Raw genomic sequence first — 9,645 nt, 5'->3', positions numbered from 1 at the left:
CACCCGTACCGGCCGCGCCCGCCTCCGCCCCGGAGCGCATCGACACCGAGCTCCTCATCGCGGCCTCGGTCCTGCTCGCGGACGCGGCCCTGACGGCCAAACAGTCCGGCGCGGAGCTGACCGGGGCCCTGTTCAGCTGGCGGTTCGCACTGGAGGCGCTGCGGCGCCCCGGCTGGGCACTGGGCACGGCCCTGTCCTGCACCCGGGCGCTGAGCTGCCCCACCGGCCTCGGATTCGGGGCGAACGGCGGACTGGTCGGCGAACTCGCCAGGATGGCCGGGAGCATGACGTACCGTCGGCCCGCCAAGGTGGCCATGGCCGTGGACGCCTTCGCCCTGCGCATCAAGGCCGCCGCGGCCGACCACCCCAGCCTCGACGCACCCGCCGCCCGCCGCCTCACCGACGCGATGGTGGCCGGGAACCGGCTGGAGGCGCTGCGCGCGGTGTGCGGCCTGGTCGAACTGCTCGGCGTGACCCGCGCCCTGACCACCGTGAGCCCCGTGATCATGGAGCTGCTGGCCCTGCTCGGCCTGCTCGACGAGAACCCGGTCAACGACGAGTTCTCCTGGGTGACCCTCGCCGGGGGCGTGCCGACCACCGACCCGGTCCTCGGACTGCCGAGCTCCGTCCTGGGCTTCCTCAACCCCGGCCCGGGCCGCGCCGAGCGCACCGCGCCGGACCCCATCCTCGCGAAGGTGCTCGTCTCCTCCCGCAACGACATCGTCAGCTACGTCAACGACATCGGGGCCCTCGGCAACCACGGCCTGGTCCTGCTGCGCCGCGTCGCGTGCGCCGACGGCGCCGTACGGTACGTGCTCCTGCTGCCCGGCACGAGCTTCGGGCTGCTCAGCAACAGCACCCCGCAGGACCTGGTCGGCGCCTTCGACGGCCTGCTGCGCACCGACACGACGTACACCCGTGCCGCGAAGAAGCTGCTCCGGCGCGCCGGGGTGCCCGCCGGAGCCGAGCTCATGATCGTCGGACACAGTCTGGGCGGGATGACCGCGATGAACCTCGCGAGCGACGTGGAGGTGTCCTCCACCTACCGGGTCACGCACGTGATCGCGATCGGCTCCCCGATCGACGGCAAGCGGCCCGCCGACCACACCACGCAGGTGGTCAGCCTCGTCAACAAGCACGACGTGATCCCGGGGCTCGACGGCCGCGGCCCGGCCGCGCCCCATGACATCCCCGAGAGCTGGGTCGAACTGGCCTGGCTGGACGAGTCGTACGACTACCCGCTGTCGCACGCCCCGCAGGCGTACTCCGACGCGCTGCGCGGCGGGCTCGCCCCCTACCGGGAGCAGGTCAACGGGCTCATCAGCGCCTACGACGGCGAAGTCGTCGGCAACCAGCCGTACATGCTGCGCGACAAGTGACCACCAGGGACCACAAGGGAGACCGACCGATGACCTCTGCCGACAGCCCGGCCACCACGCCGCGACGTCCCGCGACGGCCTGGCCCCTGGAGAGCGCCGTGTTCAGCGCGGCGATGGTCGCCCAGCGCCTGCCGTGGATCGACGCCCCGGCCCGCGCCCTCGGACTGGACGCGCTGACCCGGGACGGGGTGACGCGCCGGCTGCTGGCCTTCCTGCGGCGCACCCGCTCCGGGCGTCCGGTACAGCTGAGCACCCCGTTCGGTTCGTTCCTGCTGCCGCTGGCCGGCTCCGACGCCGCGGGCCTGCTGGCCCGCGCCGACGAGGCCGGGGCGCTCGCGCCCGCGGTCGGCCTCACCGCCGGCGGACAGCGCTACGGACTGTCGCCGCACGTGCCGCTGCCGCGCGAGGCGGCCGTCCCCGCCGAGGAACTGGGCGCCCTGCTGGCCGAGGACGTCGACCGGGTCGTCGAGGGCCGGCGGGGGGACGGCACGCTGGAGTGGCACGACTGGCACCGCGGCATGCAGCGGCTGGGCCGGCGCGTGGTGGCGGGCGCCGCCGCGGTCGAGGACACCCTGCTCAGCGAGGTGCTCGCCGAGGCGACGAAGGCCGTGGACAGCAGGTCGTACGACGGCCGCGCCGACGCCCTGCGGCGCCGGCTGCAACCGTACGTGGCGGACCCGGATCCCGCCTGCCTCGCCGGCCGGATGACGGGCCGGGAGCCCAGGCGCAAGGAAACGGATGCGGACACCGCCCTGCCGGCCGTCGCGCACGCGCTCGCGCTGGTGTCCGAGGCCGCCGCCGGCACCGTGCTCCAGGCGCTGGCCCTGCTGGCCGTGGGCGCCGCCGGGTCACCGGAGGCGGCCGTCGGCGAGGCGCTGCGCCGCTGGCCGCCGGTGGCCGCGGCCGTGTACCCCGTACGGGAGGAGTTCACCTGGCAGGACCTGGCCGTCCGGGCCGGGACCGAGATCCTGCGGGTGCCCGGCTGGCTGCGCGGGCTCGACGGCGAAACGGAGCCGGGGCCTTCGGGCCCGTCGGCGACGGCGGCGACGTCGGGGATGCCGCCGCTGTGCGGGGCCCCGACCGGTTGCGCGGCGTCACGGTTCGCTGCGCTCGTCGCCGAGCACGTCGTGCGCGTCCTCACCGCATCGGTGCGTCCGGTGGTGATCTCCCCGCAGTTCACCGCGGACCGGCTGCCCGACGCGCTCGACCCGCGGACCCTGGTCGTGGCGCTTGAGGACCTCGCCGCCCGGCCGGGCGACGGACGGGTGACGGCCGGCAGGGCGACGGCCGTGCCGGTGTCCGCGTTCGGCTACGCCCCGGCGGCGTACGGGGCGCTGGCGCACGCCGGCGCCGACCGGCTGGAGCGGCACGCGGAGAGCCTCACGGCCTGCGCCGCGGACAGCGGCTGGAACGCCGACGAGGAAGGGGAGCGGTTCCGGATGCTCCTGCTGGGCCACGCGGAGCGGTGCGCCACGGCCGCCGAGGGCGTGCGGCAGGCCGCGAAGCGGCTGTCGGACTGAGAGGAGGAAGCCGTGCACGCTCCGGCAGCACACCCCGGCCCGCCGTCCGGTCCGCCGTCCGGTCCGCCGTCCGGTCCGGCATTCGGCCCGCCGTCCGGTCCGGCCGCGGCATCCGCGCCCGTTCCGGCGTCCGTGCCCGTGTCCGGCAGGGCCGCGGCCCTCGCCGGGCTCGGCGCGTACGTGCCCCCGCGCGTCCTCACCAACGCCGAGCTGTGCGGCCGGCGGCCGGTCGGCGACGAGTGGATCCGCGAGCGCATCGGCGTGGCGAGCCGACGGATCGCGGACGGGGAGGCCACCGTCGACCTGGCGGTCCGGGCCGGCCGGCACGCCCTGACGGCCGCCGGGGTGGACCGCGTCGACGCGGTCGTCCTGACCACCATCTCCCCGGACCGGCTCCTGCCGGCCGGGGCCCCGGAGGTCGCGGCGCGCCTCGGGCTGGGCGCGGTACCGGCGTTCGACCTGGCGGCGGGGTGCAGCGGGTTCCTGTACGGCCTGGGCGTGGCGACCTCGATGATCACCGGCGGGGCCTTCGGCCGGGTCCTGCTGGTCGCCTCCGACGTGTTCAGCGCGTTCCTCGATCCGCAGGACTGGCTGATGTCGGCCATCTTCGGCGACGGGGCCGGGGCGGTGGTGCTGCACGCCGCCGCAGCCGGCGCGCCCGGCGCCTTCGGACCCTTCGATCTGGGCAGCGACGGCGCGCAGGCCGATCTGCTGGAGGTCCCCGGTGGTGGCGCGCGGGCCAGGAAGCGGCAACTGGCGGATCCGGGCGCGGAGTTCTCCCCGTACTTCCGGATGGACGGGCCCGTCGTGCGCAAGCAGGCCGTGGTCGGGATGTGCGACTCCGTCAGCCGGGCCCTGGACCGGGCCGGCTGGCGGCCGGCGGACCTGGACGTGCTGGTCGCCCACCAGGCCAACCGGCGCATCCTCGACGGGCTCACCGCCGAGCTGGGCCTGTCGCCCGGTCAGGTCCTGTCGCACATCGAGGCGTACGGGAACGCCGCGGCGGCCTCGGTGCCCGTCCTGCTCGCCCAGGCGGCGGCCGCCGGAACGCTGGTGCCGGGCCTGCGGGTGGCGCTCACCGCATACGGTGCGGGGCTGGCCTGGGGGTCGACCACCCTGGTCTGGCCCGAGGTGCGGGCGGTGGCCGAGGGCGGGTGAGCCGGCCACCGCACCGGGCCCTGGGGTTCACCAGAACGGGGTGTCCCGCCTGCGCCGTTCCCGGTCCACCAGGGCCTGTACGGCGGCCTGGGACTCGGCACACAGCAGCCGGGCCGCGGCGGCCCGGGCGGCGTAGGAGCCGGGGCGCGGCGGGGCCGGGATCGGCTCGCCGACGGTGACGAGCCACTTGGAGGGCAGCGGGAAGAGCGGGGTGAGCGGGAAGCAGGGGAGGTCCAGGAGGCGGGCCAGGGCCGGGATCTCGCCGAGCCGGGGGCAGGCCTCCTCGGCGCCGATGACCGACAGCGGTACCACGGGGGCGCCCGCCCGCAGGGCCGTCACGGCGAATCCGGGGCTGAACGGCCGCAGCTGATAGCGCTTTCGGAACGGCTTCTCGAGGCCGGAAATTCCTTCGGGAAACACCCCGACGAGTTCCCCGGCGACCAGGTGTTCCCATCCCAGCGTCGGATCCAGCGGAATGGCGCCTTTCCTGCGCGCATACGAACCGATGACCGGAAAACGGAACACCAGGGGCGCCGCGGGTACGTACAGGGCCCGCGGCAGGCCGCGCGCGAAAACCTTCTGCAGGACGAATGCGTCGAGACCCCAGGCCCCCGAGTGGTTCGCGACGACGACCGCCGGGCCCTCGGCCGGGATGTTCTCCAGGCCGGTCACCTCGACCCGGAAGTAGTCGTCCACAAGCCAGTCGAGGAAGCGGTCCCACGCGCTCTCCCCGACCCTTCCGAGCTCCCCCTTCAGGTACCTGAGTTCAGCGCCGGCCATCTCGATCACATCGGTCACGTCGGCCATGCTTTCCGACACGAATGATCCCCGCTCTCGCATTTCGAATCATCAACAAGCCGGTTGGGGACGGGTTTTGAGTAAATCCCCGACCGTGGTACCTATTTGAGCACGAGAGACACCCGCCCCGTCCACTCGGCCGCAATGGCACCGATACCGCACACGAGAGCTGCCGTGACCACTTCTGCCCCGGAATCCGTACTCGACCTGATCAGTGAACTGCTCGTCGAGCGGTTCGAAGTCCCCTCCGAAGAAGTCCGGGAGAGCGCGCCCCTGCGCGACCTGCTGACCGATTCGCTCATGATCGTCGAAATGGCCATCGCCGTTCACGAGACACTGGGCGTCAAGGTCGACGAGGAAGAGCTCCGCACGGCCACCCTCGCCGGATTCGCGGAGTCCGTCGAGCAGCGGCGGACGGACCGTTGAACGGACGCCCCGAGGCCGTCGTGACCGGGCTGGGCCTGGTCACGGCGGCCGGGTGCGACCGGGACGGCACGTGGAGGGCGGTCCGCGCAGGGCGCTCCACCGCCGCCCCCGACCCCCTGCTGCACGGTCTGCCCGTCTCCCTCACCTGCCGGGTACGGGAAGCGGACCACCCCGTCCTGCACCTGCGCGGGTCGGTGCACCTCGACCCGGTCGACCGGTTCGGCCTGGTGGCCACCGCCCAGGCGCTCGACCACGCCGGCCTCGACCCCCGGGAGTGGGACGGCGGCCGGGTCGCCGTCGTCACCAGCGGCGCCGTCGGCGGCGTCACGACCCAGGACAAGGCGCTCGCCCGACTCGGTGAGCTTGGTCCGCAGTTCGTATCGCCGTACTTCCTCCCGGGCTATCTCGTGAACATGACCTGCGCCAACATCGCACTGCGCTTCGGCGTGACCGGCCCCACCCTGGCCACGTCCACGGCCTGCGCCTCGGGCACCACGGCCCTCGGCCTCGCCCGGGACCTGCTGGCGAGCGGCCAGTGCGACATCGCCCTCGTCTGCGGAGCCGAGGCGGCCGTCACCCGGCTGATGGCGGCCGGTTTCACGCAGCTGGGCGCCCTGTCGGACACCGGATCGCGGCCCTTCGACGCCCGCCGCGACGGCTTCGTCCTCGCCGAGGGGGCGGGGGCCCTGGTCCTGGAGCGCCCCGAACACGCCGCCGCACGCGCGGCCCGCCCGCACGCCCGGCTCATCGGCTACGCCGCCTCGACCGACGCACACCACCTCGTGGCCCCGCACCCCGAGGGCCGCGGCGCCGAGCAGGCCGTCCGAGCCGCCCTCGCGGACGCGGGCGTCGGCCCCGACGACGTCGGACACGTCAACGCGCACGGCACCTCGACCCGGCAGAACGACGGCATCGAGGCCGCCGTCCTGGCCCGCGTCTTCCCCCGGCGGCCACCCGTCACCTCGGCCAAGGGCGCTCTGGGGCACACGCTCGGGGCCGCCGGCGTCATCGAGGCGGCCCTGACCGTCATGGCGCTGGCCGAGGACACCGTGCCGCCCACGGCCGGGCTGACCGAGCCCGACACCGGGATGGACATCGACGTCGTCGGCGGCACGGCCAGGAGGGGTTCCGGCCAGGTCGCCGTCAGCACCTCCTTCGGATTCGGCGGACACAACGCAGTGGCCGTACTCGCACGCCCCTGACCACGCCCCTGACCACGCCTGACCACTGACCACGCCCCTGACCACGCCCCTGACCACGCCGGACCACGCCCCTGACCACGCCCCTGGGCACGCGGGGAGCACGCCGCCGGCCGCGCCGGGAAGCGGTCCCGGGCCCGCCGGGCGACCATGGGTGGTGTGGAGGAAGCGCAGCTGAAGGCCTCCCTCGCCGGGCGGCCGTACGGAGCCGGCCACGGCACCCCGGGAGGCACCGGTGGTACGGGGGCGGGTGCGCGATGACCGAGCAGACACCGATCGAGGACCTGATCAGCGGCGCGGCCCAGGACGCCGGCGGGTGGCTCGGTTCGCTGCCCGTGGCGCAGCTGGCCACGGGCGCCGACGGGACGATCGTCCGCTGGAACCGTGCGGCGCAGGAACTGCTCGGCTACACCCCGCCGCAGATCGTCGGCCGGCACATCGCCGACCTGCTGCATCCCGGAGCCGACCGCAGCCTCGGCCGCGCCCTGTGGGAGACCGCCGTCACGGGCCGCGGGGTGATGGGCACCGTCACCGCCTGGCACCAGGACGGGCACCCGCTGGAGCTGGAGATCTGGGCCTGCCCGGTGCCCGGCCGGCGCCACGGCGCCTCCGCGGTCCTGGTCTTCGCCGCCGAGGCGCACGCGGCCCGCCGGATCCGCGGTTCGTCGGCCGTCTGGGACGGCCTGTTCGCCCGCTCGCCCGTCGGCATCGCCATCCTGGACACGCAACTGCGGTTCCTCCAGGTCAACCCGGCCCTGGAGGAGATGAACGGCCTCTCGGAATCGGCCCACGTCGGACGGCGGCTCGTGGAGGTCCTGCCGGAGGTGAACGGGGAGGACATGGAGGACGCGATGCGGCAGGTCCTGGCCACCGGGGAGCCGGTACTGGACCGCCGCCGCAGGGGCCGCACCCCCGCCGAACCCACCCGTGACCGGTTCTGGTCCTGCTCGTACGTCCGGGTGGAGGACCCCGGCGGCCGCCCGATCGGCGTGATCGCCTCGCTGCTCGACATCACCGAGCAGCAGCGCGACCACGTCGAGGCGGAGGCGGGCCGCCGCAGGCTGGCGCTGCTCAGCGAGGCCAGCGTCCGCATCGGTGCCAGCCTGGAGCTGGAGCGCACCGCGCAGGAGCTGGCCGACCTGGCCGTACCGCAGCTCGCGGATGCCGCCACCGTGGACGTGCTGGACACCCTCGCCCGCGGCGACGAACCCGGCCCGGGCCTGGCCGGGGGCGTGGCCCTGCGGCGCCTGGGCAAGGCCCCGCTGACCGGTTCCGCGGTGATCGGCGTCCTCGCCCCGCTGGGCAGGACCCTCACGTTCCCCTCGGCCGCCCCCTACACCCAGGCCCTCGCCGCCCGCAGGCCCTTCCTGATCGCCCACCTCGACGAGCAGACCGCCGCCTCGGCATCCCGCCACACGAGCAGGCCCGCACAGGTCCTGACGCTGGGCGTGCACTCGTTCATGATGGCGCCGCTGATCGCGCGGGACCTCGTCCTCGGCGTCGCGACCTTCTACCGCACCGGACCCGCCGGCCCGTTCGGGCCCGACGACGTCACGCTCGCCGGGGAGCTCGCGGCCCGCGCCGCCGTCAGCATCGACAACGCGCGCCTCTACCACCGCGAACACGAGACCGCCGTCATCCTCCAGCGCAGCATGCTGCCCCAGCACATCACCCCGCCGCCCGGGGTCGAGGTCGCGCACCGGTACCTGCCCGCCGGCGACGTCAACGAGATCGGCGGCGACTGGTACGACGTCCTGCGGCTCCCCGGGGGCAAGGCCGCCCTCCTCATCGGGGACGTCATGGGCCACGGCATCGCCGCCGCGGCGGTCATGGGACGGCTCTCCGCGAGCGTCCGCGCCCTCGCCCGGCTCGACCTCGCTCCCGAGGCGCTGATGCGGCAGCTGGAGGCGACCCTCGACGACCTCGCGGAACCGATGATCGCCACCTTCCTGTACGCCGTGATCGACCCCCGGACCGGTCACTGCCGCATCACCCGCGCCGGACACCCGCCGCCGGCGGCCATCGCCCCCGACGGCACGGTCCGTCTCCTCGACCTGCCGCCCGGCACCCCGCTGGGGGTCGGCGGGACGGTCTTCTCCACGACCGACCTGACCCTGTCGCCGGGCAGTGTCCTCGTCATGTACACCGACGGCCTCGTCGAAGCCCGCGGAAGCGACATCGACGAGCGGCTCGCGGAACTGACCCGGCTGCTCACCGAACCCCAGCATTCGCTGGACCACCTGTGCGACGCGCTGATCAGCCACCTCGTCCCGGCCTCCGCCGACGACGACATCGCCCTGCTCGTGGCGCGCGTCGGCACCGCCCCCCACCCCCACGGGCCCCCGTAGACCGGCCGGGCAGGATGGGGGAATGGAGTTCACCGAACTGGAGCACCGGGCCCGCGCGCTCGCGGCGCCGGGCACCCGCCGGGTCCTCGGCATCGCGGGGCCGCCCGGTGCCGGCAAGTCGACCCTGGCCGCACGCCTCGCCGGGGCGCTCGGGCCCGAACTGGCCGTCGTCGTACCGATGGACGGCTTCCACCTCGCCCAGGCCGAACTGGAGCGGCTGGGCCGGGCCGGCCGCAAGGGCGCCCCGGACACCTTCGACGCCGCCGGGTACGCGGCCCTGCTGGCCCGGCTGCGCGCCCCCGGGCCCGCCGCCGTCTACGCCCCGGCCTTCGACCGGTCGCTGGAGGAACCGCTCGCCGGCAGCATCCCCGTCGGCCGCGCGGTGCCCCTGGTGATCACCGAGGGCAACTACCTGCTGCACGAGGCGGGGGAGTGGGCGCAGGTGCGCGCGCTCCTCGACGAGGTCTGGTACCTCGCGCCCGAAGACGCCCTGCGCGTACGGCGGCTGGTGGCCCGGCACGTCCGCCACGGGAAGGCGCCGGCCCGTGCCGAGGAGTGGGTGGCGCGCTCCGACGAGGCGAACGCACGGCTGATCGCCGCGGGCCGGATGCGGGCGGACCTGGTCGTGGAGTAGGGGCGTACGCGGCGGAAAGGGGGGCGCGCAGCGGAGCAGATGCGCCATTTCCCGAAAGATTTCCGTCGGCAGCCGTGCACAATCGGGCGGATTTTCCGATGGGGTGGTGTCGGGGGAGGGGGCCGGGGGGGAGGGCCCGGGGGGTGTGGGGGGGGGCACCCCCATGAGGCCCACAAGGAGGAT

8 protein-coding genes are annotated in these 9,645 nt (G+C 74.8%); 7 read left to right on the top strand and 1 reads right to left on the bottom strand.

Annotation, left to right across the window (positions count from 1 at the left end; genetic code table 11):
• The 3 genes from ACFXA3_RS22210 to ACFXA3_RS22200 all read left to right on the top strand — a co-directional run.
• Window positions 1–1,379, top strand: a 1,379-nt coding sequence (locus tag ACFXA3_RS22210) for a hypothetical protein (RefSeq protein ID WP_385189171.1), incomplete at its 5' end; no start/stop codon positions are given.
• A gap of 29 nt (window positions 1,380–1,408) precedes the next feature.
• Window positions 1,409–2,899, top strand: a complete 1,491-nt coding sequence (locus tag ACFXA3_RS22205) for a hypothetical protein (RefSeq protein WP_385189169.1) — start codon at window positions 1,409–1,411, stop codon at window positions 2,897–2,899.
• 138 nt (window positions 2,900–3,037) lie between these two features.
• Window positions 3,038–4,057: a beta-ketoacyl-ACP synthase 3 gene (locus tag ACFXA3_RS22200; protein WP_385189168.1), complete on the top strand. Its 1,020-nt coding sequence runs from the start codon at window positions 3,038–3,040 to the stop codon at window positions 4,055–4,057.
• A 27-nt stretch (window positions 4,058–4,084) separates the two neighbouring features.
• On the opposite strand, the gene ACFXA3_RS22195 is transcribed toward ACFXA3_RS22200, so the two are convergent.
• Window positions 4,085–4,876 (bottom strand): lysophospholipid acyltransferase family protein, encoded by a 792-nt coding sequence (locus tag ACFXA3_RS22195; RefSeq protein WP_385189166.1) that lies wholly within the window; start codon window positions 4,874–4,876, stop codon window positions 4,085–4,087.
• Window positions 4,877–5,029: 153 nt separating this feature from the next.
• On the opposite strand from ACFXA3_RS22195, the gene ACFXA3_RS22190 reads away from it, so the two are divergent.
• The 4 genes from ACFXA3_RS22190 to ACFXA3_RS22175 all read left to right on the top strand — a co-directional run bounded on the left by ACFXA3_RS22190 (window position 5,030) and on the right by ACFXA3_RS22175 (window position 9,462).
• Window positions 5,030–5,281: an acyl carrier protein gene (locus ACFXA3_RS22190; RefSeq protein ID WP_385189165.1), complete on the top strand. Its 252-nt coding sequence runs from the start codon at window positions 5,030–5,032 to the stop codon at window positions 5,279–5,281.
• The gene (locus ACFXA3_RS22185) at window positions 5,278–6,483 is read left to right on the top strand and encodes a beta-ketoacyl-[acyl-carrier-protein] synthase family protein (RefSeq protein ID WP_385189164.1); all 1,206 of its coding nucleotides are present in this window, start codon (window positions 5,278–5,280) and stop codon (window positions 6,481–6,483) included. The genes ACFXA3_RS22190 and ACFXA3_RS22185 overlap by 4 nt, the downstream gene beginning before the upstream one ends.
• A 254-nt stretch (window positions 6,484–6,737) precedes the next feature.
• A complete protein-coding gene (locus ACFXA3_RS22180; RefSeq protein ID WP_385189162.1) occupies window positions 6,738–8,828 on the top strand; it encodes a SpoIIE family protein phosphatase in 2,091 nt (696 codons plus the stop codon).
• A gap of 22 nt (window positions 8,829–8,850) precedes the next feature.
• Complete coding sequence (locus ACFXA3_RS22175; protein ID WP_385189161.1) at window positions 8,851–9,462, top strand: nucleoside/nucleotide kinase family protein; 612 nt, start codon at window positions 8,851–8,853, stop codon at window positions 9,460–9,462.
• Window positions 9,463–9,645 lie beyond the last annotated feature (183 nt).

This window comes from Streptomyces sp. NPDC059456 (assembly GCF_042750055.1).
In the GTDB taxonomy this organism is placed as follows: domain Bacteria; phylum Actinomycetota; class Actinomycetes; order Streptomycetales; family Streptomycetaceae; genus Streptomyces.
The sequence above is the reverse complement of the archived record's forward strand: the minus strand, read 5'-3'. Positions and strand labels throughout refer to the sequence as shown.